This window comes from Aquimonas voraii, from assembly GCF_900101825.1.
In the GTDB taxonomy this organism is placed as follows: Bacteria; Pseudomonadota; Gammaproteobacteria; order Xanthomonadales; family Xanthomonadaceae; genus Aquimonas; species Aquimonas voraii.
The window spans coordinates 208,154-233,441 of the sequence record NZ_FNAG01000006.1; the positions used below are offsets into that span (position 1 = coordinate 208,154).

Genomic DNA, 25,288 nt, shown 5'->3' on the forward strand with positions numbered 1-25,288 from the left:
CCCTCGGTCCGCCACTCGCCAGACACCCTGCCCGCCTCGCGGGACGGTTCGCGCCGAGCTGGGGCGCGCCCATGCGTCACCGCCCGAGGCTCCGCGAATCTGTCACAAAGCGCTTCTGGTCGGCTTTAGTGCACTGCAGCGTGCAAGCCCACCTGAACAGTGTCTAAAGTCGGCCCCGCGGTTGCGGCGCTATGACGTCCGCCGCGAACCCTGGGGAGGGAGAGGCCCGCTTCGTGCAGACGAAGCGGGCTTCGTTCTTTTCAGGCGCCCAAACTCGCAGGGGCATGCGCAGGCGCTGCGCCTCCAAGACTTACGCGCGGCTTGGCCCATGTGACCGGGATGACCGGGGCGAGCGTGCAGCCCACGGTGGGCCAGGGCCCACCCTATACAGCGCCGGCTTCGCGCTGATGACCGGCGCGCGCGGCATGCCGCGCAAACGCGCCGCCTCACACCCAATCCCGAATACCGAATCCCGGCTTTACAGCGCCATCTGCGCCCGCAGCTGCTGGGCCGCCCTTCGACTGACTTCGATATCGGCGCCGCTGGCGGTCCGGGCGATCAGGCCCTGGCCGACATCCGGTTCAAGACTGCGGATCGCATCCAGCCTGAGGATGCAGCTGCGATTGACGCGGAAGAAATGGGCCGGGTCGAGGCGTTGCTCGATGCGGTTGAGCGAGCTCAGCACGAAGCTCTGGCCGTATGGGGTGTAGACCGCGGCGTGGTTGCCGACCGACTCGAAGCGCTCGATCTCGCGTAGACGGACGATGCGCGCGCTCTCGCCGAACTTGAGCAGCAGGCCGTGCTCCATCGGCAGGGTCGCGACCGTGGCCCGGGTCTCCGGCGGGCGCAGGCGTGCGATGGTTTTCGCGAGGCGCTCGGGCTCCACCGGCTTGACCAGATAGTCGAGGGCATTGAGGCCAAAGGCGTCGATGGCGAAGCTGTCGAAGGCGGTGCAGAAGACGAACTGGCAGCGGTCCTCGATGTGCTCGGCCAGCTGCAGGCCGCTCATGCCGGGCATCTGGATGTCCAAGAAGGCGAGGTCGGGCTGCAGCTGCTCCAGCGCGGCGAGCGCCTCCTGCGCGTGGGTGGCCTCGCCGACGATCTCGATCTGCGGATGCGCGGCCAGCAGACGCCGCAGCTCGGCGCGAGCGAGGCGCTCGTCATCGACCAGCAGGGTACGGATGCGGGCACTCATACGGACGTGCTCCCCGTGCGAGCGCGCACGCAAGCACATGGCGCGGGCCCCGGCCCACCGTGGCGAAGGGGTGTCCTCTCCCACTCCGACAACGAGGTCGCAACGTCGACGCGCGCCTTCGTCCGCCCTCTTCCCTTGCTCAGGAATAGGGCGGGCCCCGGCCCTCCACGGCGAAGGCCTGTCCTCACGAACTCGCATGGCGAGATCCACACACAGACCGGCACCCTCATGCGCCCTCTCCGCTTACACGGGAAAAGGGTGGGCCCCGGCCCTCCACGGCGAAGGCCTGTCCTCACGAACCCGCATGGCGAGATCGACACACAGACCCGCACCCTCGTGCGCCCTCTCCACTTACACGGGAATAGGGTGGGCCCTGGCCCACCGTGGCGCAGGCGCGTCCTCACCAACCCGCATGGCGAGGCCGACACATGGGCCGGCGCCCTCATGCGCCCTCTCCGTTCGATCGCCAGGGCAGGCACAGCCGCGCCCGGAACTGGGTGGTGAGCGCCTGCAGCTCCAGCCGCGCCGCATCGCCATAGCCGAGCTGCAGGCGCTCGCGCAGATTGGCGAGCCCGGTCCGGGTGCCGTCGGCATGCGCGTCGGAGGACAGCGGGTTCACCACCTCCAGCCACCAGTGATCGGCCTGCGGACGCGCGCGGATCAACAGCTCGCCACCTTCCGGCCGCGGCGCGATGCCGTGCTTGATCGCGTTCTCGACCAGCAGCAGCAGGGCCAGCGAAGGCAGGCTGCGGCTCAGGCAGACCGGATCGAGATCGACGTTCACCCGCAGACGCTGCTCCAGACGCGCCTGCTCGATGGCGAGGTAGCGCTGCGCCAGCCGCCATTCCTCTTCCAGCGTCTGCGTGCTGCGCTCGGCCTGCGAGAGATGGAAGCGGAACAGCTCGGACAGCTGGGTCACCAGATCGGCCGCGCGCTGCGGGTCTTCGAAGATGGTGCCGCGGATGGTGTTGAAGGCGTTGAACAGGAAATGCGGATTGAGCTGGCGGGTCAGCTGGTCCAGCCGCGCCTGGCGCACCTGCTGCTGCAGGCGGCGGCGCTGGCGGAAGGCGTGCCAGCCGAGGTAGAGCGCCGTCCAGACGCACAGGGTGGAGGCGAGATTGGCGACGGCCAGCACGTAGAACTGCGCGCCCTCGATGCTGACGCCGAACTCCGCGCCCTCGGAATTGAAGCGCACCGAGGTGATGGTGCCGGCCTGCATCAATTTCAGAGAGTCGATGGCGAGCGTCGCGCCCAGCGACAGCAGGGCCAGCACGACGATCCACCCGAGCAGCCCGAGCCAGGCCGGCCAGCGCGGCACCTGGCCGAGGAAGAACAGGCGCAGTGCAGGCCGCAGTCCCGCATGCGTGATCAGGAAGAAGACCCAGGACTCCAGCGCCATCCGCGCGATCCAGGCCTGGCTGCTGGCGCCGCCGCTGCCCACGATCTTCTGCAGCAGGGTGGCACTGACCAGAATCGAGCCAATGAACACCGCCGTCTGCAGCGCCCAGTAGGCGGGCGAGGCGTTGAACAGGGTGGCGCGCCAAGCCCTCAGCAGCGAGCGCGCGGTGCTTGGCGATGGGGCGTCGGCGTGCATGGGGTCTCAATGATGTTCAGGCCCGCGCATCATCGCGCGGCGCGAGGCAAGATGCCGCCCGCGCGCGTCCCTGCGCGCGGCACGACGGGACGCGCGAACGCCCCCCAACCGAAGCGCGTCCCGCGCTTCGCAGCCACCGCATCGCTCGCGATGCGGCGGAGTTCGAACGAGCGAGCGCCCCCTCTCCCCCAGCCCACCTTCGCTTCGCTCGGGCTCCAGAGAGCGTCGGCTGCCACCGGCAGCCGACAAGCGCTCTCCTCCGCTTCCCACCAGGGGAGAGGGGAGCTTGGGAATCGCTCTGCGCAGATTGGATCTGGGCGTTCCAGGCCGAGACTCCGGTGTCGGAAGGACGCCTGACTTCGAGCCCCTCTTCCATTGAGGGAGAGGGGAGCTGGCACAGCGCTCAGCACCGAGGGGTCTCGCCAATCCCGAATCCCTAATCCCCAATTCCGGCTTCTCACTCATACCGCAGCGCCTCGATCGGATTGAGCCGCGCCGCCTTCACCGCCGGCGCCAAGCCGAAGATCACCCCGATCGCGGTGGTGAAGCCCAGCGACAGCAGCACCGCCCAGCCCGGCACCGAGGCGCCGCTCAGGGCCGGCACCACCGCGCTCAGCAGGAAGGCGAAGCCCCAACCCAGCGCGAGACCTATCAGACCGCCGAACAGACTGAGCACCAGCGCTTCGACCAGGAACTGCAGCAGGATGAAGCGCGGCGTCGCGCCCAGCGCCTTGACGATGCCGATCTCGCGGGTGCGCTCGGTGACCGAGACCAGCATGATGTTCATCACGCCGATGCCGCCGACCAGGAGGCTGATGCCGACCACCGCGCCGGCCACCAGGGTCACTCCGCTGACGATGCTGTCGAAGTTCTCGCGGGTGCGCTCGGCGGTCTGGAACTGCACCGGGTCGGGCGCGTCCTTGGCCAGCGCGCGGCGCGCCCGGATCACCTGCTTGACCTGGGCTTCCAGTTGCTTGATGTCGCCGCCCGCCTTCGGCCGGAAGTAGATCTGCACGTCCTCGCGCGCGCCGGGCGCCGACAATGAGCGCAGGGTCGAGAAGGGCGCGAAGACATAGTTGTCCTGGTCGAAGCCGAACAGGGTGCCGCGCGACTCGCCCACGCCGATCACCCGGAACCACTCGCTGCCAAGCTGCACGAACTGGCCGACCGGGTTGTCGCCAAGCTCCAGATCCTTCACCACGGTAGTGCCCAGCACGACGACGCGGCGGCGGCGCGCATCGTCACTGTCGGAGATGAAGCGACCCTGGTCCGTATAGACGCGCACCACGTGCTGGTAGTTGGCGGTGGTGCCGAGGATCTGCGCGGTGGCGGTCGAGGTCGCGCTGCGGATCTGCCCGCCGAGGCCGATCGCCTGGGTCACCGCAGTCATGTCCTCGACCTCTCGAACGCGCTCGCGCACGGCCAGGAAGTCCTCGCTGGACAGCGTGTTGCGCAGGCCCAGCATGGCCTGCTGGCGCGGCGTGTAGGCGCTGACGATGACCATGTCGGAGGCGAGGTCGTCGAGCTGCTTGGTGACCGAGCTGGACAGGCCCTGCATCACCGCCACCACGGCAATGACCGCGGCCACGCCGATGATGATGCCGAGCGCGGTCAGCGCGCTGCGCAGGGCGTTCGCGCGGATCGCCGCGATCGCCGCGAAGCTGCCCTCGAGCACCGCATGGCCAAGGCCCGACTCGATCACCGCGGGCACGCCGCGAACCTTCTCAGTGCGCGCCATCGGCCACCCCCTTGCGCCCGGACTGGCGGCGGTCCTCGACGATGCGGCCGTCGACCAGGCGCAGGCTGCGCTGGCAGTGATCGGCGATGTCCTGCTCGTGCGTGACCAGCAGGATGGTGTGACCTTCCGCATGCAGGGCATCGAACAGGGCCATGATCTCCACCGTGGTGCGGCTGTCGAGGTTGCCGGTCGGCTCGTCGCCCAGCAGGATCGTCGGCTCAGTGACGAGGGCTCGCGCGATCGCGACGCGCTGGCGCTGGCCGCCGGAGAGCTGGTTGGGCAGATGGTTCACCCGCTGCGCGAGGCCCACCCGTTCCAGCGCATGCAGCGCACGCTCGCGACGCTCGCCGCGCGACATCACCCGATAGACCAGCGGCTGCATGACGTTGGCCAGGGCCGAAGCCCGCGGCAGCAGGTTGAAGCTCTGGAAGATGAAGCCCACCGAGCGGTTGCGCTCGTGCGCGAGTTCGGTCTCGTCCATCTTCGCGACGTCGCGCCCGCGCAGCAGGTAGCGCCCCTCGCTGGGCACGTCGAGGCAGCCGAGAATGTTCATCAGGGTCGACTTGCCCGAACCCGAGGGCCCGACAATCGCCACGTACTCGTTGGCCTCGATGGCGACATCGATGCCGTCCAGCGCCATGAACTCGCTCTCGCCCATGCGGTAGCGCTTGCGCACGCCTTCGAGACGGATGACCTCATCCGCATGGGCCACCGGTTGCACGGTCATTGGTCGGCGTCCCCGTCGGCCGCAGCCTCGGCTGCGCCCTCGCGCAGGCGCAGCGGCTGACCCACGGTCAGCGAAGCCAACACCCGGCCCGGGCCGGTGACCACGCGATCGCCTTCCTTGAGCTCACCGCGCACTTCCTGCGAGAAATCGTTGGCCATGCCGACCTCGACATCGACGCGCTCGGCCACCTGCTCGCTGCCCACGCGCCAGACGTAGTGCTGCTCGCCTTCCTTGCGGACGGCCGCCACCGGCACGTTCAGGCCGGGCTCGCCCTGCGCGGTCTCGATCTCGGCGCGACAGCTCATGCCCGGATGCAGCACCAGCTCGGTCGGATCGATCTGCACCTGCACCTTGAAGCTCAGGCTCTGGCTGACGCCCTGCGCACGCGCCGAAGTGCCGATCTGCACGACGGTGCCGGTGAGCGGGGTGTTCGGATGCGCCGCCGCAAAGACCTGCACCGGCTGGCCCAGGCGGATGCGCGCGATGTCGGCTTCATCCACCCGCAGCTCTGCCAGCAGCACTGACGGATCGGCCAGCACCATCAGGTCGGAGCCGACGATGTTGGTGGTGCCCGCGATGACGGTTTCACCCGGTTTGATGTCGACCGAGATCATCACGCCGTCGATCGGTGCGGTGAACAGGGTGCGCTGCAGGCGATCGCGCGACAGCTCGCGCTGCGCCTGCGCTTGCGCCAGGGTCTGTTCGCCAGCCTCGACTGCGATGCGCGCGATCTCGTGCTGGCTCTGCAGCTGCTCGAAACCGTCCTGACCCACCAGCCCGCGCTCGCGCAAGGCACGCTGGCGCTCCAGCTGGCGCGACAGGTCGGCCAGCCGCGCGCGACGCGAGCGGATCTCGATCTCGGCCGCGCGCACACCCGCATCGGCGGCATCCAGATCGGCCTGGAAGGCTTCCTGGTCGAGGCGCATCAGCAGATCGCCGCGCTGCACGCGCTGGCCTTCCTCCACCAGCACCTCGGCAACCCGTCCGGTCACTTCCGAACGCAGCTGGATCTGGGTCTCGTAGACCAGGTTGCCGGAGGCCAGCGCGGTGTCGTTGAGCGCGCCGCGCTCGACTTCGGCGACGTCGACCTGGGGAACCTGTTGGCCACCGCGCGAACCGGCCCAGAGCACCAGACCGAGGCCGGCAGCGATGGCGAGAGCGATGAGAGGCTTGCGCATGGGGATCAGCCCTTCGCCAGAACGATGGCCAGCCACGGGCCGTAGATCAGCAGGCTGGGCAGAGCTGCCAGCAGCAGGGCCTTGCCCCAGCCGAGACCGCTCCAGACGCGCGCGGCCACCGCCACGAGGAACAGGCTCCAGAACGAGAACAGATTGACGCTGCTGGCCAGGGTGTGACCGTCTTCGCCGGCCGGAATGCCAAGGACGAGCGCATTGAGGCTGGCGTAGTTGCCGAGGTCCATCGGCAGGTTGCCGCCGCCGCGCACCAGCACCAGCGCGATCAGACCAAGCGCGCTGAGCACCATCGGCAGCATCGAGAAGCACGAGGCCGCGAACCAGCGGCCGAAGCTGTTGCGCTCGCGGCTCAGCAGGCGCTCGCCGGCGAAGTAGACCAGGCCGAACAGCAGGGCGAAGATCGGCAGCGAGACCACGCTGCCGCCCGCCGCGAAGTGCGCAGTCATCGGCGCGAACTGCTGCATCTGCGCGCGCATCGCGGCCTCCTGGTCGACCGGCATGTCGGGCTGCGCGGCCATCTGCTGCTCGACGATCCACTCCGGCGTCATGCCGCTGAACAGGGTGTAGGTGGAGGCCACCGTGGCCAGCGCTACCAGCAGCAGCGCCGCCCAGGCCCAGGCGGGACGCTCGCGCAGGGCGGCGAAAGCCTGTGAAGGCGCGAGATAGGTGTCGATCAGAGCGGAAGGCAGATTGCGCGAAGCGGTCATGGTGGTCTCCCCGGATACGTGTGCACAGTGAGCGTGCCCGGGGCCAGACGCGGCTGCCGGAAAAATGTGATCAGCGGTTTTACGGCGTGGGGAGCGGTCGGCTGGGCGGAGCGCACGCGGCTCCGCAACGACTCTGTCAGCCACACCTGCGCTGCTCAAGATCGCTCTGGCCCGACCGCCGCAGTGCGCTGGCCTCGTCCCGCCATTCTCGGGACGCACAGGGTGGGCCCTGGCCCGGCGTGAGCTCCACACTCGCCTCGTTCTTGCTTCGGTGCTCCAAGCGAAGAGGGATCGCTCGAGATCAGCCCTGCCGCGCTCGCGATGTCTGGCGACCCACGGCCATTTCCTCTTTTGGCCCGAGCAAGCGTTTGCCTGACGCCCCCGCTGAGCAGTGCGGATGCCCGGCCGCGAGAGCCTGCCCACGGAACTCCGCGCCAACTCCACAGTCTGTTCGGGCCCCGCACCTTTCGGTGCTTGCCTGTCTGCCTTCCATGACCCGTCACTATCGCGTCCTGTTCTGGACAGCTCTGGTCCTTTCCGCGCTCGCAGCCGCGTGGCACGTTTATGCCCCCCGCGCAGCCCAACCCGGCCACCCCCATCCTGCCGCGATGCCGTCCGTTGCAGCACGGGAACCCGGGCACGTGCAGGAGGGCGCTGAAGCTGGCGCCGTGTTTGGGGCGGCTCCTGCCCGTGCGGGCACAGGGCAGACAAGCGCCTCCGGCATCGCCGCTGCCCTCCTGCCCGACGACACCCCGGTCGACCACGTCATCGCCCAGCTCGACATGGCCGCACGTGCGGGTGACGCTCAGGCGGCCTGCCGCATCGGCAACGAGCTCATGCGCTGCGAGAAGCTGCGCTACTGGGAAACCCGAGAGTGGTCCGAAGAGTTCGTGCGGCGCGCCGCCGGGCAGGAGGGCATCGACCGATTGCTTCCCGAAATGACGCAAGCGATCGAGCGCGGCCAGAGGCTCGCCGAATCCTGTGCACGCGTCGACGCAAGGCTCAGGCGCGAGCTGCCCCGCTATCACCTGGTCGCTGCCCTGCAGGGCGACGTGCACTCGGCCGCGCAGTTCGTTTCCATGGCGACGCAGCCGCGCGATCTGGTGCGCGATCCGCAGCTGTATGCGATGTACCGTCTGCATGCCTGGCGCCTGTTCCGGCTGGCCTTTGACGCGGGCCATCCGGACGTGCTCCTTGCCTGGAGCGGAGCCAGCTCGGGTGCGAACGCCCTCGGCGGGGTGATTCCGGAGGAGTGGCGCAAACCCGAGGTCGCCTCGGCCCTGTTTCGTCGCGTCTACCTGGGCGGCGAAGATTGGCGCGAGGTGCAAGGCAGGCCGCTCAGACCGGAGCAGGTCGACGAAGTGGAATCGATCTACCGTCGGCACTTCGAGCACAGCCCCTGGGAGCCGCAGTTTCCCCAGCTGGCGGGCAGGCCTGACGACCTTGGCGAACGTCTGCTGCAGGAGATCTCGGAACCGCTTCGGCTCAAGTCCTGCGCGGCATCCACTGCGCCGTATTCGCCATAGGTCAGACGAAGTCAGTCCGTCGCGGGCCTCGTGCGTGCCCGCGGCAAAGGTGCCGCGGAGGGACCGTTCTGGGCTAAGCGCTGATCGAATGCTCTGCGCCTTGTGCAAGGCGGCACATGGTCGGAAAGACGAGAGGCAATGCTCCGCGACGGTTGTAGCAATCACTTCGCTAAGCCCTCACACCAACCCCTTGGCCTTCGCCTCGCTCGGGCTCTCGGCGGCAGAGGGAGAAGAGCTCAGGCACAGAAGCCGAGACGACGTGCTCGGCGAAGTTCGGAGCACGCGCTGCGCCCGGCCCTTGCCCCAAGCCCTTGGCCTTCGTTTCGCTCGGACCCTCGGCGCCAGCGGCTGCCACCTGCAGCCGCTGGCGCCGAACCGCTCCGCTGGGGGAGCGGCCAAAGCGCTGCAGCGCAGGCCGGAGCGACTTGAGCGCCCCCCACGCCGCGACTGCAGTCAGTGGTCTAGCATCGTCCGACCCATGCACCGGAGCCTCCCCATGCCCCACCCCACCCTCTCCTACGCCGCCCCCTCCGCCAAGGCCCCGCTGGCGCCCTTCAAGCTCGATCGCCGCGAGGTCGGGCCCACCGATGTGCTGATCGAGATCGCCTACTGCGGGGTCTGCCATTCCGATCTGCACCAGGCCCGCGAGGACTGGGGTCCGGCCCTGTTTCCGATGGTGCCGGGCCACGAAATCGTCGGTCATGTCAGCGCGGTCGGCGCCAAGGTCGAGAAGTACAAGGTCGGTGACCGCGTCGGCGTCGGCTGCATGGTCGACTCCTGCCGCACCTGCGAGCAGTGCTCAGCCGGCGAGGAGCAGTTCTGCGACCGCGGCGCGTCGATGACCTACAACGGTTTCGAGCAGGACGGCAAGACGATGACCTTCGGCGGCTACAGCCAGCGCATCACCGTCGATCAGGCCTTCGTGGTGCGCGTGCCCGAGGCCCTGCCGCTGGACCGCGCCGCGCCGCTGCTGTGTGCGGGCATCACCACCTATTCGCCGCTGAAGCGCTTCGGCGCCGGCCCCGGCAAGAGGGTCGGAGTGATGGGCCTGGGCGGGCTGGGCCACGTCGGCGTGCGCATCGCCCGCGCCATGGGTGCGGAGGTGACGGTGATCTCGACCTCCGAGCGCAAGCGCGCGGACGCGGCCGAACTCGGTGCGCACGACTTCCTGGTCAGCACCGACGCCAAGGCGATGAAGGCCGCCGCCGGGCGCTTCGACCTGATCCTCGACACCGTGTCGGCGCCGCATGACCTGAACGCTGGCCTCAACCTGCTGCGCACCGACGGCACCCTGGTGCTGGTCGGCGTGCCGGAAGAAGCCCTGCCGGTGCAGCCCTTCGCCCTCATCGGCCGCCGTCGCCGCCTCGCCGGCTCGCTGATCGGCGGCATCGCCGAGACGCAGGAGATGCTGGACTTCTGTGCCCGGCACGGCGTGCTGGCCGACATCGAGACCGTGGCCATGGCCGACATCAACCAGGCCTGGGAGCGCCTGCTGAAGAACGACGTGCGCTACCGCTTCGTGATCGACATGGCGACCCTGCAGGCGGCCTGAGGCGATCGGGCCGGGTGCGCGCCTTGACGCGGCGCGCACGCGGCCTGCACGCCAGCTTACGACGACCTGCCCAAGCATGCGTGCATGCCAAACCTGAAACTCCCCGCGCTTCGCTTCTCCCGCCTTGCCCTGTTTGCGATCGGCCTGGGCGCCGCAGGCGCTGCCGCGCACGCCGCCGTGCCCGAGCCTGGCACAGGCGCGCGCCTGCTCCGCTATGCCGGCGAGGCGCGCGCACCCGACAGCGGTGCGCTGATCTACGTGGAAGAACACCTGCTGCGCGAGCTGGCCGGGCAGCCGGTCGAACGGCTGGTGCTGTACCGCTGCGCCGACGGCACGCCCTTCGCGCGCAAGCAAGTCGAGTACGGCACCCCGCCCTTCGCGCCGGCCTTCGAACTGGTCGATGCACGGCTCGACTACCGCGAGGGCCTGCGTCGCGAAGGCGGGGACTGGATCGTCTTCGGTGGCGCCGGCGAGCGCGCTCACCAGACGCCGCTGGAGGAGATCGGCTCGATCGTCGCCGACGCCGGCTTCGAGCCCTTCGTGCGTCAGCACTGGGCGCAGCTGCAGGCGGGCGAAAGCGTCGGCATCGATTTCCTGGTGCCCTCACGGGCGCGCAGCTACGGCTTCCGCCTGAGCAAGGTCGAGGCGCTTGAGATCGACGGCGAGGCCGCCAGCCGCATGCGTCTGGCGCTGAGCGGCATGTTCGGCCTGTTCGCGCCCCCCATCGATGTGATCTACCGCGATGCCGACCAGTGGCTGCTGCGCTTCGAGGGCATGACCAACATCCGCGAGAGCGCACGCGAGAACGTGGTGGCGCACATCGCGTTTCCGCAGACGCCGCAGCCGGTGGCCGCCGACGCGTGGGCGCAGGCGAGCGCCGAATCGCTGCAGAGCTGCGCGCTGCCGGCGGCGGGTTGAGGATCGAGGCTGCGGGCGCTGCGCGGGTCGAAGCGCCGCGGGTGATCCGGGGCACGCCTCGCCAACCGGGCGATCGGGCGATCGGGCGATCGGCGCTACCAAGACAGCGGTTCCACCTAGGGTGGGCCCTGGCCCACCCTGAGCCCGACGCTGGCGCCAGTCATCCTCATCGACGAGGCGCGGGGCGCGATGTATGGAAGCGGATGCGGACATACCGGAGGGGCGTGCATGCCGCGGTGGGCCAGGGCCCACCCTACGCGGGCTTCATGACCAGGTTCGCGATGCCCCCGAAGCCGCTCACTCCCCGTAGCCCGTCAGCTCCAGATAGCCCTCGGCCCGAACCTCACGCCCGTCGAGCCGCCCGCGCGCATCGATCGCGCCCTCCCAGTAGCGCACCGTGGTGTCGAGCTCCTGCGCGTCCTGCACGCTGTCGACTTCGAGATCGAAGTCAAAGCGGGTCGAGCGCAGGCGCCAGCCCAGCGGATAGCGCACGCCGGTCTTGGGGCTGAGCCACTGGCGCTGCGCGCTGGCTTCCACCATGCCATCGGCGAAGGGCTCGACCCGCCCGTCGGCGTGGATGAAGCTGCCGCGGCTGGCGACGACTTCGCCAGAACGATCGCGGATGTGGAACAGCATCAAGGCCTCACCCGAATCGAAGCGCAGCGAGAACCAGTCCCAGCCGACCTGGTCGGCGCCGAGCAGGCTGGACGTCCATTCGTGGTCGTACCAGGCGCCGCCCTGCACCGCATGCGTCTCGCCGTCGAGCGTGATCGCGCCGCGCGCGTCGAGAAACGGATACGCGTAGTAGAACGAGGCCGCGCCCGGAAGATCGGACTTGGCGCTGTAGCCACCCTCGCCGTGCAGTACGCGCGGGCCGGCTTCCGACAGTTCCAGCCGGTAACGGAAATCCTCGCCACCGCAGTCGAGGGTGAGCGGGAAAAGCGGCTGCGCATTGGACGACGCACCCACGCAGTCGCCCAGCCAGCCGCGCCAGGGCGAGGTCTGCACACCCGCAAGCCCTGCTGCACCGCGGGCGAAGCGCTCGACGTGGCGGAAGCCTCCGCGGTCGAGATCGCTGACCGCCGCATGCAGCATGTAGACCTGGCCACCGGAGAAGTCGGCGCGGGTGGCTGCGTCTTCCGGCCGCAGCGCGAAGCGGAACAGCGCCCACTGCGCGCCGAAGCGCCGGCCCTGCGCGTCCTGAAGCCGCGCGGTGAGATACCACCATTCGATGCGATGCCGCGGATGCGCGCCGTGGTCGGCGGGGAAGCCGAGCGCGCGCGGCGTGACCGTGTCGAAACCTGCGGTGTCCTCGCCGAGCTGGAGGGTGCGGGCGAGGGGGGCAGGCGCATTCGATTCGACCTCAGCGCCTGCGTCGCCCGGTTCGCGCGCGCAGGCGACCAGCACGAGCAGGGTCGACAGCGCGAGGGTGACTCCGCGCAGCCGCCGCAGACCTCGGAGCTTCGCGATCGCAGTCATGCGCCCGCGCCTCGCAGCTGACGGCTGAGATCCGCGCCGGCGCTGCGCCGCGCCGGCCACCAGGCGGCCAGCACCGCGGCCAAGGTCGAGATCGCGATGGCGCTGGCGATCTGAGCCCAGGGCAGGTCGAGCTGCATGCTCCAGCCGAAGCTGCGGCGGTTGATCACTTCGATCAGCAGCACGGCCAGACCCAGCCCCAGCGGCAGGGCCGCCAGGCCGGCGATCAGGCCGAGCACCGCGCCCTGCACGCGCTGCAGGCGCGAGAGTTCGACCGGCGCCAGGCCCAGCGCACGCAGCAGGGCGAACTCGCGGCTGCGCTCGATCGCCAGCGCCGACAGTGCGCCGAGCACCGCGACCACGGCGATCAGGCCCGCCAGCAGACGCAGCACGTCGGTGATGGCGAAAGTGCGGGCGAACACCTCCAGGCTGATCGCACGGATTTCGCCGGCGGTGACCACCTGCAGGCCGGCGTGCTCGGCGAAGCGCGCGGCGATCAGCGCTTCGAGTTCGGTCTTGAGGCGCGCGGCTTCGGAACCTGGCGCATACAGGGCCAGGGCCCCAACTGCGCGGTCGCCGAACAGCTGCTGATAGCGCGCGAGGTCCAGGGTCAGCACGCCCTGCGGACTGCTGTAGTCGCGGTAGATGGCGGCCACGCGCAGATCGACCTGGCCCTGCGGCGTGGGCATGCGGAACACGTCGCCCACGGCAAGCCTCAGGCGCTGCGACAGCGGCTCGCTGACCAGGGCTTCGCCGGCAGCGAAGCGCGACCAGAGATCCGGATCGTCGGCACCGGCGATCAGCTCGAAGCCGCTGCGGCCCTGCGCCGGCAGCTGCAGGCCCACCACTTCCACGGGGCCGGACTCGGGCAAGCGCTGGCTGCGGCGATTGAGGCCGATGCCCTCGACGCCCTCCAGTGCCTCGGCCGCCTCCACCAGGCCCTCGGGCAGGGCGCTGCGGCCGCCGGCCGAAAGGTAGACCTGGGCCTGCAGACTGTGATCGATCCACACGCTCAGCGCCTCGCGGAAGCTGTGGATCATGCTGCTCATGCCGATCACGGTGGCGATGGCCAGCGCCAGTGCGGCCAGTGCGATGCCGGTGCGGCCCAGCGTGCGGCGGGTGCCGGCGATCAGCCAGCGCCAGCGCACGGGGGCGTCCCGCAGCACCGCTTCGAGCGCGCCCAGGGCATGGCCGGCGGCCCACGGGATCAGGCCCAGGGCTGCGATCAGGCAGGCGAACAGACCTGCAAAGCCCCAGAACAAGCCCTGCGGTCCGTACAGGATCAGCATGAGGCCTGCCGCGAAGAGCACGACGGCCGGCAGCAGCAGCGCGCGCAGACGCTGCTCGGGCGCGCGCAGGCCGGCGCTGTCGCGGCCCAGCGCATCCAGCACCGGCACGCCCAGCGCATCGCGCAGCGGCAGCAGCACGGCGACGAGGGCGCCTGCGATGGCCAGCGCCGCGGCCTTGCCGAGCAGCAGCGGCGACAGGCTGAGCGCGCTCACCTCGATCCGGTAGAACAGCTCGCCGTAGCTGCGCGCCAGGCCCTGCAGCAGCACGCTACCCAGCGCGATGCCGAGCGCGATGCCGATACCCGCGGCCAGCGCGCCGACCAGCGCCGCCTCGCCGAGCATCAGCGTGCCGAGCTCACGGTTCGACACGCCGAGCGCGCGCAGCAGGCCGATCAATCGTCGACGCTGCAGGGCCAGGAAGCTCAAGGTCTGGAACACCACGAACACGCCGACCAGCAGGGCCAGCAGGCTGAGTGCCTTCAGGTTGATCTCGAAGGCGCCGCTCATCGCCGCAAGCTGGCTGTCCTGCTCGGTGGTGGCGACGAGACGCAGGCCCTGCGGCAGCGACTGCGCAATGGCGGCGGCGCGGGCTTCGTCCGCGATCAGGTCGATGCGGGTGAAGCCTTCGAGGCCGGTGATGGCCTGCGCGGCAGCGATGTCGGCCAGCACCCAGTCGCCGCTGCCGCTCGGCAGGCGGTCATCGGGCAGCAGGGCGAGCACGCGCAGCGCCTCGCGGCGACCGTCGACGCTGAGCGTGAGCGCATCGCCCGGCGCGAGCTTCAAGCGCGCCGCCAGCCGCTGCGACAGCAGCACGACGTCGTTGCGTCCAATCAACGCACCCGGGTCGATGGGAGCGGGGTCGAGCGGCGCCGACTCCTCATCACTTCGGCCCCCCATGTCGCCCGCCAGCCAGGGCCGCAGCGCGGCTTCGCTCAAGGGCTCGATGCCGAGCAGACGCAGGCGCGCGCCAGAACCCGCATGCAGCACCTCGCGCTCGATCAGCGGCGCGCTGCGCCACAGCCCCTGCGCGCGCAGCTCGGCCAGCAGCGGCATCGGCACCTCGCCGCCATCCGCGGTGATCTGGTGCGTGGCCGCGCCCGACAGCGCGCGCCGCGATTCGAGAAAGGCGCCACGCGCAGAGTCGACCGCGAGATCGATGGCCACCACCACCGCCACGCTGAGCGCGAGGCCGAGCAGCATCAAGAGCGCCTGGCCCGGCGCGCGCCGGTGCGCGTTCCACAGCGTCAGGACGAGACGCGACGGCATGACTCAGGCCGGCACCAGGCGGCCGTCCTGCATGCGCAGCAGGCGGTCGGCCTGGCCCATCACCTCGGCCGCATGGGTCACCAGCAGCAGGCTGGCGCCGGCCTCACGACACGCACCGATCAAGAGCCGCATCACCGCCGCCGCGCTCTCGGCATCGAGGCTGCCGGTGGGCTCGTCGGCCAGCAGCACCGAGGGCCCGTGCACCAGCGCGCGCGCCACCGCCACGCGCTGCTGCTGGCCGCCGGAGAGTTCATCGGGAAAGCGTTTCGCCAGCGCACCGAGCCCCAGCTGATCGAGCAACGCCTGCGCGCGCCTTTTCGCCTCCGTACCGCCGACTCCGATCAACTCCAGCGGCAGGCAGAGGTTGTCGAGCGCGGAGAGGCTGGGCACCAGGTTCCAGCTCTGGAACACGAGCCCCAGATGCCGCCGCCGGAAGCGCGTTCGCGCCGCTTCATCCAGCGTGTCGAGCCGCGTGTCATCGAAGCGGATCTCGCCGCCATCGGCGCGATCGATGCCCGCCACCAGATGCAGCAGGGTCGACTTGCCCGCCCCGCTGCGCCCCACCAGGGCCACGCACTCACCGGGCGCGAGGTCGAGGTCGAGCCCGTCGAGGACCGGGGTATCGCCGAATCGGCGCTGCAGCTGGCGGACGGTGAGGTGCATGGGCGGCAGTGTGGGCCGATGCGCGTGAAATGCGGATGGGCTCGGGCGGCCCGGCGCCGGGCCACGTGGCGAAAAGCAGAAGGGCAGGCCGCAAGGCCTGCCCTTCCGTTTTCAACGCGCGGCGGCGGGCTTACTCGAAGCCGTCGGCGAAGACATCGTCGAGGCCGACGGTGCTCTGCAGGCTGGCGCTGTTGTTGGCCGGCATCGGGTCGGTGAACGGCGCCACCGGGCTCACGGTGGCGGTGCTGGTCAAGCGCGTGCCCAGGGCGGTGCCTGCCGCCACCGTCGCGGTGATCTGCAGGCGCGCGCTGCCGCTGATGCCGAGTGCGAGGCTGGGCAGCGCGCCGCTGCCGCTGGCCGCCGAGCAGCTCGATCCGGCGGACGCTGTGCAGGTCCAGCTCAGGCCCTGCAGCTGCGTGGCGGGGGTGAAGGTCACGGTGGCCTGCGGTACTGCGAGCACCCCGCTCGCGTTCTCCACATCGATGACATAACTCACCGGAGCGTCTGCGAGGACCAGGCCCGGCAGCCGCGCCAGGCTCAGGCGCAGATCGGCGACGAAGTCGTCGTTGACGATCTCGCCGATGGCAGAGGCGGGATTCAGCACGATCCCCGGCTGGCTGGTCGAGAGGTCGAGGAAGAAGCGCTCGTCGGCCTCGGCCTCACTGTCGCCAATGACCTGCACGATGAGCGTTTGGCTGGGGTTGACGCTGCCATCAAAGCTCAGGCTGCCGCTGCTGGCGACGAAGTCCTGGCCGGCCACTGCCGTGTCGCCGCGCGTGGCATAGGCGACATCGAAGCCCCCCGCCACCTGCCCGTTCAGCTGCAGGGTGAAGGTCAGCGGACGCGTAGCGCTGTCGCCCTCGGCCACCAGCACGGGGGCGGTGCTCAGGGTCGCGCTGTCGTTGTCGGTGATCGCCACGGTGATCGGAGCAACGCTGACCCCGGCGTAGCCGCCGCCGCTGACGCTGTGCGTGATCATGCCCGTGTGAGGGCCTTCGACCACGCTGTCGTTGACGGCGCTGACGGTGATGGTCTGCGGCAGGTTCCAGTTCAGCGCGTCGAACTGCAGGGTCGTCTGGCTGAGCTGCAGCTGGGCGTCCGGGCTGGCGGTGAAGCTCACGGTGCCGGAAGGCGGGGCGCTGAGGCTCACGGTGTAGGTGTCGCCATCACCGCCTTCGGTGGCCGTCGTGTTGCCGCCGCTCTCGATCAGCACCACCGACACCTGCGGACCACAGCCACCGTTGCCCTGGCTGCAGATACCCGCCGGGCGCGACGCCGACAGGCGCAAGCCCGGGGTGATGCCGCCCTGCGTCGTCGGCAGCTGGGTGAACACGCTGCCGGTCGTGGCGGCCTGGGCGCCGACGGTAGCCGAGACGCCGTTCGCATTGGCGCTGCCCGTCTGCGCGTAGAGGTAGCTGAACGCCTCGCTGCCCTCGACGAACTCGATGGCGAAGTTCACCGTCTGCGCCACGGCGGTGTCCTGCACGTGCTTGCCCCGCCATTCGATCAGCCAGCGGCGGTTGGGCGCGGTGCCCAGCACCTGCTGGTAGACACCCGCACCGGGCGAACCGGCGGTACGCAGGTCGAGATCGTCCCAGTAGGGCATCAGGACAGCGTTGGATGCCGGGAAGGCGCCAGCGCCGCCGTCCGCATTGCCCGCGCTGGGCAGTGCAGTATTGGTCCAGCCCGACGAGCCGCCGGTGCCGACCAGCTGCAGGTTGCCATTGGTGCTGACCCGCAGGGTTTCGCCGCCGGTGTAGCTCTGTCCGTAGACGCTGAAGGCGAAGCCGGCGGGCACGCTGAGATTGACCACCGCGTCATCCACCTGCGTACCGGCGACCAGGGTGCCGCCGCCCGGCAGGGTGGCGCCGCTGCTGGGGGTGAAGGTGTAGTTCGGCGAAGCCGCCTGGCCCACCGGCAACTGGATCGTGCTGCTGAAGGGACCGCCGCCGCCGCTGTAGTCCACGGTGAGCTGCAGGTCGATATTGCCGAAGCAGGTCAGGCCGTCCGAGGTGCTGATCTGGAACGGCGTCTGGCTGGTCTGGCTGTCGCCATTGCCGGCGATGTCGGCGAAGCTGGTGCTGGCCTGGCTGATGGTGACGCCGGGCGTGGTGGTGGCCAGGGTCGCGCTCACGGCCGTTGCAGCGCCTGCTCCGTTGTTGCGCAGACTGACGTTGAACTGGTTGCACTCGTTCGGCTCGACCAGGCCGTTGCCGGTGGGCAGGCTGGTGGACGCGACCTCCAGCGCCGGCTCCGCATTGGCCACCGTGAGGGTGAAGCTGCGACGCTCGATCGCGCCACAGCTGTCCGCCGCCTCGACCGTGATCGGATACGCCCCGAACGGCGTGGTTGCGCCCACCGCCAGGGTGACGGTGCCGTTGCTGGCCACGCTCACGCTGCCGCCTCCGTCCAGACTCGTCGGAGTCACGCTCACGCCAAGCAGGTTGCCATTGGCGTCGGCGACCGCGGCACTTGGCGTCACGGCCTGGCTGGCGCCCCGGATCAGGATCTGGTTGGCGTAGGCGCCGAGGCTCGGCACCTGGTTGCGCGACACGTTGACCACGACGTCGGCCGTCGTCGTCGCGCCGCCGCTGTCGGTCACGCTGAGCTGCAGCGGATAGGCGCGGTTGCCGTTCGGCGCCACCAGCTCGCAGCTGGCCGTCGCGCTCAGGCTGACCGTGCCGCCGCTGTTCACCGCGCTGACCGCAAGACCTGGAGGTGCGCCGCTGATGGCGACCGCGAGGCTGCCTGCGCTCTGCTGCGCATCGCTGACGGTGGCGACGTTGGCGGTGGCGGCCGGGCTGCCCTGGCGGGTGCTGAGCGCGCCGGTGACGCTGACCGAAGGCGGCGTGTTGCCGGCGGCGGTGACGCTGAAGTTCGCGTCGCTGACGTCGAAGAAGATGTTGCCCACCGCCTGCACGCGGACGCGCGCCTGCGTGCTCGCCGGCAGGTTTGCCGGCAAGGTCAGCTCCTCGCTGCCGTCATTGGCGGTCGAGGCAGCGAGTTCGATGGGCCAGCTCCGTCCGCCATCCAGCGACAGCGTGATGCGGACATTGGCGGTGTTGATGCCGTTGGCGGTGGTGCCGGCGACGTTCCAGGTGACCGTCTGCAGGCTTCCCGCCGCCCAGCTTGCGGCGGTGTTGGGTGCGGTGACGGCGAAGGGTCCGGCCGCCGCCACCACCGTCACCGCCGTGCTGGCCTCGTTGGTGCCGCCGCCACCCGCGCGGTTGTCGCGTGCGGTGACGCGGAAGTTGAGCGTGCGGTTGGTGCTCGGCAAGACCTCGGCGGTGAGCCAGTTCGGTGAGCTGGTGCCCGGCAGCGGCGCGGTGGCGGGTGCCACGTTCGCGTTGTTGAGGATCCAGCGCCAGCTCGGAAACACCCGGCTGGACGACAGGGTCGGCGCGAACGAACGGAACAGGGGCCCCTGGCCGGCATCGACGATGGTGCCGGCGACATTGGCGCTGGTGCCGCGGTCGAACTGCTCCCACAGGTAGCTCAGGGTGTCGCTGTTGTCATCACTGCCGGTCGCCGTCAGCTCGAAGGGCGTGCGCGAAGGGATGGTCCAGGCGGCAGGGGTGCTGATCGTCGGTGGGGTGTTGCCGGTGGCATTGGTGGTGCCGCAGTTCGAACCACCGCCGGTGGTGGTGAAGGCCAGCATCTCGTTGAGGCTGACCCGATGGAAGTAGTCGTCGCTGTTGGGCTGCAGGTTGTCGGCGCCGCAAATACCGGCATAGGCCTGGATGGTGATGCCGCTGCCGGGCTCATAGGCGGTGTTGCCGTTGCGGTTGCCGCCGCTGCAGCTGCCGCCCGAGCCGTTGAAGGTGTGGTTGCCGGCGAACTGGTGGCCCATCTCGTGGGCCACGTAGTCGACGTCGAAGGGGTCGGCAACCGGCGAGCCCGAGCCGGTGACGCCGCGCGCCTTGCTGGAGCTGCAGACCACGCCCAGGCCGGCAATGCCGCCGCCGCCGGTGCTGACGACGTGGCCGATATCGAAGTTGGCCGAGCCGATCACCGTGTTCAGATTGGCGACGTTCTCGCCGAGCATCGTCGACCCGCTGGTGTTGGTGTACGGGTCGGTGGCGGCATTGGTGTAGATGATGCGGTCGTTGTCGGCCACCAGCACCATCCGCACCGACAGCTCGCGCTCGTAGATGCCGTTGACGCGGTTCATGGTGGTCACGATGGCCGCCAGGCCGTCGGCCACGGTGCCGCCGTGGAAGGCGGTGTACTCGGCGGTGGCCGCCACCGCCAGGCGGTAGGTGCGGCGCACGGTACCCGAGCTGATCTTGGCGGCCGCGCCCTTCTGCTGGAAGTTCGGCAGGTCCTTCGGCAGCGCCTGGCCGGTGACGCCACAGCGCGGGCGCTCGCCGTCGTCCGGCGCGTCGCGCTTCGAATACACCACGTAGGTGTCGAGATCTTTCGGCTGATAGGGATCGACGTAATAGCTGCCGCGCCAGCCGATGACCTGGGCGCGGAAACCCTGCGGACTGACATCGAAGCGCAGGGTAGCGGTCGGGTCGTCGATGCCCTGGCCGAGGTAGGTGCGGATCTCGGGGAACTTGGCCGCGAGCGCGGCTTCCATGATCGGCGACTCGACGATACGGAAGCGGGCGTAGTCACCCTCGGGGGTCGGCAGGCTGAGCTCAAGGCTGCTTTCCACCGCCGCGGTCTGCGCTTCAAGCGGGGCGGACTTCAGCAGGTCGGCCAGGCGCGCGCGATCCAATTGCTGGGTGCGGTAGCGCTGCGGCACCAGCCGCCGCGGCTCCGCGCTGCGCGCGACCTGGGCTTCGTCGATCGGGGTCCACAAGCCGTCCGCGGAGGCAAGGGCTTGGCCGAAGGCCGCACCCGAGGGCACAGCAAGCAAAAGAACTGCAAGCAGAGCAGCCAGAGCTGTCCGCAGAGCGGCATGAAGCATGGAGGGTCCCCGTTCAGAGCACGACGGGCGCCGTGCAAGCGATCAAGCATGCGCGGCCTGCGCCGGCTTGGGCAAGTGCACCCAGGTCGCAAATTCGATGCGGCTTGCGGGCTGCGGACGACGCGATCGAAGCTGCGTCCGTCGCCGGCCACGGCCTACACTCCGGCGCATCCACCCCGCCTTCGGAGTTCGCCCGCATGTCGCTGAAAGATCGCACCCTGTTCATCACCGGCGCCTCGCGCGGCATCGGTCTCGCCATCGCGCTGCGGGCGGCGCGCGACGGTGCCAACGTGGTGATCGCGGCGAAGTCCTCGGTGCCGAATCCGAAGCTGCCGGGCACCATCCACAGCGCGGCTGAGGCCGTGGTTGCGGCCGGTGGGCAGGCGCTGGCGGTGAAGTGCGACATCCGCGAGGAGGATGAGGTGCAGGCCGCAGTCGCAGCCGCGGTCGAACGCTTCGGCGGCATCGATATCCTGGTCAACAACGCCAGCGCGATCTGGCTGCGCGGCGCGCTCGACACGCCGATGAAGCGCTATGACCTGATGCACGGCGTCAACGCGCGCGGCACCTTCCTGTGCAGCCAAGCCTGCCTGCCGCATCTCTTGAAGTCGTCGAATCCGCACATCCTGACGCTGGCACCGCCGCCCAACCTCGACCCCAAGTGGTTTGCGCCGCACACCGCCTACACCATGGCCAAGTACGGCATGAGCCTGGCCACGCTGGGCCTGGCCGCGGAGTTCGGCCCGCAGGGCGTGGCGGTGAATGCGCTGTGGCCGAAGACGGTGATCCTCACCGATGCGCTGAAGATGATTCCCGGCGTCGACCACGACGGCTGCCGCAGGCCGGAGATCGTCGCCGACGCCGCCCACGCGGTGCTGTGCACCCCGGCCGCGCGGCTGAGCGGCCAGTTCCTGATCGACGAGGACGTGCTGCGGGTGCACGGCATCGAGGACTTCGAGCACTACGCGGTGAAGCCCGGACACCCGCTGATGCCGGATCTGTTTCTCTGACACGGCGTGCCGGCGGCCGCCGGGCGGGCTGAGGCGCCGCGGGGCACGGTGACGCTTGCCTGGGCCCTGCGGCCAGTCCCCTGCTGGAAGCCGCCGAAGCGATTCACTCACGAACGTGTTGGACTTGTGATTCCAGTGGGTCAGACTGCGGCCCATGGGGAGAATCAAGAACACGCTTGGCCTCGACCGGCTGCGCCCAGCGCGGCTCGCGCTGGCGGGGCGCCTTGCCCTCGGTGCCGCCTGCGCCGCCGCGGCGGGCCCGGCGTCCGCGCAGAGTTCCAGTTGGCACTTCGAAGAGGACAGCGTCGCCGCGGGCCTCAGAATCAGCCATGGCTACACCTTCGGCTTCGACGGTGAGCCGGACATGATGGGCGGTGGCGCAGCCGCCGGCGATCTGGACGGCGACGGCGACGTCGACCTGGTCGTGGTGCGGGGCGACCTGGGCGCGCCCGCCCTGCTGCGAAATCGCGGCGACGGCCGCTTCGAAAGCCTGACGGCCGGCAGCGGCGTGCCCGCGGCCGGCAAGTACAACGGCGTGCACCTGGTCGATCTGGATGCCGACGGCCGTCTCGACCTCCTGTTTGGCGGGCTCGGCGGACAATCGCCGCGCCTGTTCCGCAACCTGGGTGGCTGGCGCTTCGCCGCGATCGCCGACACCGGCCTCGAGCTTGGTGACGATTCCTGGTCGATGGCGCTGGCCGACTACGACGGTGACGGTCTGCTGGATCTCGCGCTTGGCCGCTGGGCGCGCGGGGTCGGACGGTCCGGACATCTGTTCCGTGGGCTCGGTGACGGGCGCTTCCAGAACGCGGACGCGGATCTCGCGATCAGCGCCGCCCTTGGCCAGCGCTCCTACACCTTCACCCCGCAGTTCGGCGATCTCGACGGCGACGGTCGCATCGACCTCGCGCTGGCCGCCGATTTCGGGACCAGTCGGGTACTGCTGAACCGGGGCGGCCGTCTGGTCGACACGACCACGGCCTCGATCGACGATGAGAACGGCATGGGGGCCGCGCTCGGCGACTATGACGGCGACGGCGATCTGGACTGGTTCGTCACCAGCATCCACGACCCTTCCGGCGTGCCGCTGGGCAACTGGGGCACCTCAGGCAACCGCCTCTACCGCAACCGCGGCAACGGCGAGTTCGAGGACGTGTCGCTGGCCGCCGGTGTCCGCGAAGGTGGATGGGGCTGGGCGGCCTGCTTCGCCGACATCGACCTCGACGGCCACCTCGACATCGTACACGTCAATGGCATGTCGGCCGCGCCCGCCGCGGCCTTCCACGCCGACCCCTCGCGCCTGTTCATCAGTGACGGGCGGGGTGGCTTCACCGAACAGGCATTGGCCCGCGGCTTCGACGACCGCGGCCAGGGCCGCGCCCTGGTCTGCTTCGATGCCGACAACGACGGCGACGTCGATCTGTTCGTCCAGAACAACAGCGGCAGCAGTCGCTTCTACCGCAACCAGGGCGCATCGGCAGGCGGACGCTGGCTGCGGGTGACAGTGCGCCAGGACGGGCCCAACCCCGAGGCGATCGGCGCGCGGGTCGAGCTTCGCGCCGGCGGACGCCTGCAGGTGCGCGAGATCGGCAGCGGCAGCCAGTTCCTCTCGAGCGGCCCCGCCGAAGCCCACTTCGGAGTGGGCTCGGCCGCGGTGGTCGAGCGGCTGCAGGTGCGCTGGCCTGACGGCACCGTCGAACGCTTTCCGGCGCCGCAGCTCGATCAGCCGCTGCGGCTGCTGCGCGGCCGTGGACTGCCGCCGCTGTCGTCGGCGCGCCCGGTTCCGCTGGCCACCCCGACGACCCTGCTGAGCCTGGCGCTGGGCCTGCTGCTGCTCGCGGGCCCCGCACGCCGGCGCTTCGACCGGGCGACGCGGTCATGACCCGCTCCGGCAGCCGGCTGCACCCCGCTCCGACTGCCTTGGCGGACGCCAACCCGGCAGGCGCGGCGCGAAACCTGCAACCGCCCGCACACGGTTTTCAAGCCACGCGCCCGTCGTGTGGCCCTGTTCAACACGGCGCCAGCGCTGTGCCCATCCGCTCACCCGCTCACACGAAGGAAGGTCCCATGCGCCTGCATACCCTCGCTCTCGCCTGCTGCCTGTTCGCTCCCCTGTCCCAGGCCGCGCCGCTGCTGCTCAGCTTCGGTGAGCAGCCGATCACCGTCGAAGCCCCTGAAGGTTGGGCACGGGTCCGACTGATCCTGGTCGACCCCAAGGGTGAAGTGCACCTGCGCAGCTACCCCGCACAGGGTCTGAACCGCCTGGATCTCGACCTCCAGACCCCGATGGACGGCCACTGGAGCTACAGCCTGCAGTTCGAAGGGGCCAAGCAAGCCTCCGCAGCCGGCGGCAGCGACTCCGCAGAGGGTCGCCGTGGCGCACCCGGCAAGGCCTGGCCGGTGCTGCAGGGACATTTCGCCGTGTCGTCGGGTCGGCTCGCCAACGGGCTGGCCAAGGAAGGCAGCGATCCGCTGCAACCCAAGCAGGTGATTGCCGAAGACCTGATCGTCATCGGCAGTACGTGCACGGGCTTGAACTGCGTCAACGGTGAGAACTTCGGCACCGATACGCTGCGCCTGAAAGAGGACAACCTCCGCATCCACTTCGACGACACCTCGGTCAGTGCGGGCTTTCCGAACCACGACTGGACGATCATCGCGAACGACCAGGCAAACGGGGGCATCAACCGTTTCTCCATCGACAACCGCACCACCGGCACGATGCCTTTCACGATTGAGGGCGGTGCGCCCAGCAATACGCTGTGGCTCGACAACAGCGGACGCATTGGCCTGCGCACCAGCGCGCCTGTGCTGGACATCCATGCGGTCACGGGCAATACGCCGGGAATCCGACTCGAGCAGAGCGCCGCCGGTGGCTTCACCGCTCAGACCTTCGACATCGGCAGCAACGAAGCGAACTTCTTCGTGCGCGATGTCACCAATGGCGCGCTGTTGCCTTTCCGGATTCGCCCGGGTGCGCCGACCTCCAGCCTTGACATCAACGCCAACGGCAACGTCGGGTTCGGCGGTGGCACCGCCGCGGCCCGGATCGAGGCCTTCACCAACGCCCCGGAGGTGTCGCCCGTGCTCGCGCTGCAGGTGCGCAACACCAATGCCGATTTCGCCGGCGACGTGCAGGACCGGTTCAGCGTCGACAGCAACGGCAACGTCACGGCCCGCGGAACCATTTCGCAGCTGTCCAGCCGCGCGACCAAGGAAAACGTGCAGGCGATCGAAGGCCCGCTGCTGCTGGCGAAGCTCGAGCGGCTGGAAGTTCCGGCCTGGAACTACCGGGAGTCGACCGAAGGTGAGCGCCATATCGGGCCCATGGCCGAGGACTTCCACGCCACCTTCGGCGTTGGCGCCGACCCGCGCTTCCTGGCGCCAGGCGATGTCGCTGGCGTGGCGCTGGCCTCGGTCAAGGCACTGCAGGATGAAGTGAAACAGCGCGATGCGCGAATCGCCGAGCTCGAGGCGCGACTGCTGCGTCTGGAAGCCCTGCTGCCGGCGGCGAACTGA

The 25,288-nt window shown here is 69.8% G+C and carries 16 protein-coding genes; 6 read left to right on the forward strand and 10 right to left on the reverse strand.

All coding sequences use genetic code 11. From position 1 onward, the window contains the following. Positions 1–478: 478 nt before the first annotated feature. The 6 genes from BLP83_RS11690 to BLP83_RS11715 all read right to left on the reverse strand — a co-directional run bounded on the left by BLP83_RS11690 (position 479) and on the right by BLP83_RS11715 (position 7,154). Positions 479–1,195 (reverse strand): LytR/AlgR family response regulator transcription factor, encoded by a 717-nt coding sequence (locus BLP83_RS11690; protein WP_091242882.1) that lies wholly within the window; start codon positions 1,193–1,195, stop codon positions 479–481. A 442-nt stretch (positions 1,196–1,637) separates the two neighbouring features. Continuing rightward, on the reverse strand, positions 1,638–2,789 hold the full coding sequence (locus BLP83_RS11695) for a sensor histidine kinase (RefSeq protein WP_091242884.1): 1,152 nt from the start codon (positions 2,787–2,789) through the stop codon (positions 1,638–1,640). A gap of 457 nt (positions 2,790–3,246) precedes the next feature. Then, positions 3,247–4,527: an ABC transporter permease gene (locus BLP83_RS11700; protein WP_218121243.1), complete on the reverse strand. Its 1,281-nt coding sequence runs from the start codon at positions 4,525–4,527 to the stop codon at positions 3,247–3,249. Next, a complete protein-coding gene (locus BLP83_RS11705; protein WP_091242886.1) occupies positions 4,514–5,254 on the reverse strand; it encodes an ABC transporter ATP-binding protein in 741 nt (246 codons plus the stop codon). The genes BLP83_RS11700 and BLP83_RS11705 overlap by 14 nt, the downstream gene beginning before the upstream one ends. Next, positions 5,251–6,432, reverse strand: coding sequence for an efflux RND transporter periplasmic adaptor subunit (locus BLP83_RS11710; protein ID WP_091242889.1), 1,182 nt, complete (start codon positions 6,430–6,432; stop codon positions 5,251–5,253). Before BLP83_RS11710 ends, BLP83_RS11705 begins: the two co-directional genes overlap by 4 nt. Before the next feature lie 5 nt (positions 6,433–6,437). Next, a complete protein-coding gene (locus tag BLP83_RS11715; RefSeq protein WP_091242890.1) occupies positions 6,438–7,154 on the reverse strand; it encodes a YIP1 family protein in 717 nt (238 codons plus the stop codon). 470 nt (positions 7,155–7,624) lie between these two features. Here BLP83_RS11715 and BLP83_RS11720 point away from each other — a divergent pair, with 470 nt between their 5' ends. The 3 genes from BLP83_RS11720 to BLP83_RS11730 all read left to right on the forward strand — a co-directional run bounded on the left by BLP83_RS11720 (position 7,625) and on the right by BLP83_RS11730 (position 11,150). Then, positions 7,625–8,680, forward strand: coding sequence for a hypothetical protein (locus tag BLP83_RS11720; protein ID WP_143006660.1), 1,056 nt, complete (start codon positions 7,625–7,627; stop codon positions 8,678–8,680). Between the two features lie 496 nt (positions 8,681–9,176). Further along, positions 9,177–10,232, forward strand: a complete 1,056-nt coding sequence (locus BLP83_RS11725; RefSeq protein ID WP_091242893.1) for an NAD(P)-dependent alcohol dehydrogenase — start codon at positions 9,177–9,179, stop codon at positions 10,230–10,232. An 84-nt stretch (positions 10,233–10,316) separates the two neighbouring features. After that, positions 10,317–11,150 (forward strand): hypothetical protein, encoded by an 834-nt coding sequence (locus BLP83_RS11730; protein WP_091242895.1) that lies wholly within the window; start codon positions 10,317–10,319, stop codon positions 11,148–11,150. 297 nt (positions 11,151–11,447) lie between these two features. Here the strand turns inward: BLP83_RS11730 and BLP83_RS11735 are convergent, their stop codons facing one another. The 4 genes from BLP83_RS11735 to BLP83_RS11750 form a co-directional block, all read right to left on the reverse strand. Then, complete coding sequence (locus BLP83_RS11735) at positions 11,448–12,629, reverse strand: lipocalin-like domain-containing protein (protein ID WP_091242897.1); 1,182 nt, start codon at positions 12,627–12,629, stop codon at positions 11,448–11,450. Beyond that, positions 12,626–15,181, reverse strand: coding sequence for an ABC transporter permease (locus BLP83_RS11740; protein WP_091242899.1), 2,556 nt, complete (start codon positions 15,179–15,181; stop codon positions 12,626–12,628). Before BLP83_RS11740 ends, BLP83_RS11735 begins: the two co-directional genes overlap by 4 nt. 3 nt (positions 15,182–15,184) lie before the next feature. Then, positions 15,185–15,844, reverse strand: coding sequence for an ABC transporter ATP-binding protein (locus tag BLP83_RS11745; RefSeq protein WP_091242901.1), 660 nt, complete (start codon positions 15,842–15,844; stop codon positions 15,185–15,187). 130 nt (positions 15,845–15,974) lie between these two features. Next, complete coding sequence (locus tag BLP83_RS11750) at positions 15,975–20,651, reverse strand: reprolysin-like metallopeptidase (protein ID WP_218121244.1); 4,677 nt, start codon at positions 20,649–20,651, stop codon at positions 15,975–15,977. 305 nt (positions 20,652–20,956) lie between these two features. Here BLP83_RS11750 and BLP83_RS11755 point away from each other — a divergent pair, with 305 nt between their 5' ends. From BLP83_RS11755 to BLP83_RS11765, 3 genes are all read left to right on the forward strand, one after another. After that, positions 20,957–21,769, forward strand: a complete 813-nt coding sequence (locus tag BLP83_RS11755; protein WP_091242909.1) for an SDR family oxidoreductase — start codon at positions 20,957–20,959, stop codon at positions 21,767–21,769. 154 nt (positions 21,770–21,923) lie between these two features. Next, entirely contained in the window at positions 21,924–23,651 is a 1,728-nt protein-coding gene (locus BLP83_RS11760; RefSeq protein ID WP_091242912.1) for a CRTAC1 family protein, read from the forward strand. Between the two features lie 185 nt (positions 23,652–23,836). Continuing rightward, positions 23,837–25,288 carry a tail fiber domain-containing protein gene (locus tag BLP83_RS11765; protein WP_091242914.1) on the forward strand — a complete coding sequence of 484 codons (1,452 nt, stop codon included), beginning with the start codon at positions 23,837–23,839 and terminating at the stop codon, positions 25,286–25,288.

What these genes read in the sequence shown, in the direction of transcription:
- BLP83_RS11690 (WP_091242882.1), bottom strand. Translation starts at nt 1,195, where the DNA reads ATGAGTGCCCGCATCCGTACCCTGCTGGTCGATGACGAGCGCCTCGCT.
- BLP83_RS11695 (WP_091242884.1), bottom strand. Translation starts at nt 2,789, where the DNA reads ATGCACGCCGACGCCCCATCGCCAAGCACCGCGCGCTCGCTGCTGAGG.
- BLP83_RS11700 (WP_218121243.1), bottom strand. Translation starts at nt 4,527, where the DNA reads ATGGCGCGCACTGAGAAGGTTCGCGGCGTGCCCGCGGTGATCGAGTCG.
- BLP83_RS11705 (WP_091242886.1), bottom strand. Translation starts at nt 5,254, where the DNA reads ATGACCGTGCAACCGGTGGCCCATGCGGATGAGGTCATCCGTCTCGAA.
- BLP83_RS11710 (WP_091242889.1), bottom strand. Translation starts at nt 6,432, where the DNA reads ATGCGCAAGCCTCTCATCGCTCTCGCCATCGCTGCCGGCCTCGGTCTG.
- BLP83_RS11715 (WP_091242890.1), bottom strand. Translation starts at nt 7,154, where the DNA reads ATGACCGCTTCGCGCAATCTGCCTTCCGCTCTGATCGACACCTATCTC.
- BLP83_RS11725 (WP_091242893.1), top strand. Translation starts at nt 9,177, where the DNA reads ATGCCCCACCCCACCCTCTCCTACGCCGCCCCCTCCGCCAAGGCCCCG.
- BLP83_RS11730 (WP_091242895.1), top strand. Translation starts at nt 10,317, where the DNA reads ATGCCAAACCTGAAACTCCCCGCGCTTCGCTTCTCCCGCCTTGCCCTG.
- BLP83_RS11735 (WP_091242897.1), bottom strand. Translation starts at nt 12,629, where the DNA reads ATGACTGCGATCGCGAAGCTCCGAGGTCTGCGGCGGCTGCGCGGAGTC.
- BLP83_RS11740 (WP_091242899.1), bottom strand. Translation starts at nt 15,181, where the DNA reads ATGCCGTCGCGTCTCGTCCTGACGCTGTGGAACGCGCACCGGCGCGCG.
- BLP83_RS11745 (WP_091242901.1), bottom strand. Translation starts at nt 15,844, where the DNA reads ATGCACCTCACCGTCCGCCAGCTGCAGCGCCGATTCGGCGATACCCCG.
- BLP83_RS11755 (WP_091242909.1), top strand. Translation starts at nt 20,957, where the DNA reads ATGTCGCTGAAAGATCGCACCCTGTTCATCACCGGCGCCTCGCGCGGC.
- BLP83_RS11760 (WP_091242912.1), top strand. Translation starts at nt 21,924, where the DNA reads ATGGGGAGAATCAAGAACACGCTTGGCCTCGACCGGCTGCGCCCAGCG.
- BLP83_RS11765 (WP_091242914.1), top strand. Translation starts at nt 23,837, where the DNA reads ATGCGCCTGCATACCCTCGCTCTCGCCTGCTGCCTGTTCGCTCCCCTG.